General features: G+C 62.5%; 1 protein-coding gene. It reads right to left on the bottom strand.

Annotation, left to right across the window (positions count from 1 at the left end):
* Positions 1–564: twin-arginine translocation signal domain-containing protein (locus BGO22_RS19690; RefSeq protein WP_286852259.1), on the bottom strand; the 564-nt coding region annotated here is incomplete at its 3' end.
* Between the last annotated feature and the right edge of the window lie 403 nt (positions 565–967).

The following is a 967-nucleotide window of genomic DNA, read 5'->3' as shown; positions in this document are numbered from 1 at the left end:
CACGGCCAGGCCCACGGTGCGGAACTTCAGGCCTTTCATGTCCTCGACCTTGGCCACCGGCTTCTTGAACCAGCCCAGGGGCTGGCAGGGCATGGGGCCATAGAGGAAGGACGCGACGTCCATGTTCAGGGACTTGTAGATCTCGTCCACTAGGTCCTTGCCGCCGCCGTAGTAGTGCCAGGCCAGCACCATGTTCGGGTCCATGCCGAAGGCGGGGCCGGAACCCCAGAGGGCCAGGGCCGAGTTCTTGCCGTAGTGGTAGGCGATCACGCCGTGGCCGCCGTCCAGCGTGCCCTTGGACACCGCTTCCAGCAGCTGGAAGGCCGGCACCACCGCGCCAGCGGGCAGCACCTCGATCTTGAGGCGGTTGCCCGCCATGTCGTTGACTTTCTTGGCGAAGTCGTTGGCGTACTCGTGGAAGATGTCCTTGGCGGGCCAAGTGGACTGGAAGCGAAGCGTGGTGGTTTGCGCGGTGGCCACCATGGGCACGGCCATGGCGCCGGTGGCGACGGCGGCACCCTTGAGCACGCCGCGACGGGACGTGACGGTTTTCTTCTCGGACATCGGTTTGTCTCCAGTGAGGGTCAGGTGGAGCGGGCATCATCCTTCCGGGTGCATGCTTACCAAGACAGGGTTTTCACGGAGCGTGTGGCACGGTGTCAGCCTCTTGTCCGCCTTCTGCCAGCGAAGGGGACAGCGGTCAGTGAACCGCGTGAATTTTTTTGAAGCGGGCGATGAAATTCTTCAAAATTTCATAATGTGAATTGTGGCGCTGCGTGTGTCTCAGGGCGGGTGTCGGCCCGCGGGCGCCAATGGCACCGATCTGGTGCTGCTGCAGTGCAGCCGAAAAGGCGTGGGAGTGGCGGGCTGGACGCGTAACCGAATGCGAGAGCCAGCCACAACATGTTGCGAAAAAGAAGCGCCTGCCCGACCACTGGTCGGTTTTCCAAACTCAAAGTTGAGACGA

Source organism: Hydrogenophaga sp. 70-12 (assembly GCF_001897365.1).
In the GTDB taxonomy this organism is placed as follows: Bacteria; Pseudomonadota; Gammaproteobacteria; order Burkholderiales; family Burkholderiaceae_C; genus Hydrogenophaga; species Hydrogenophaga borbori.
Note: the sequence above shows the minus strand (reverse complement) of the source record. Positions and strands in the feature narration are given on the sequence as shown.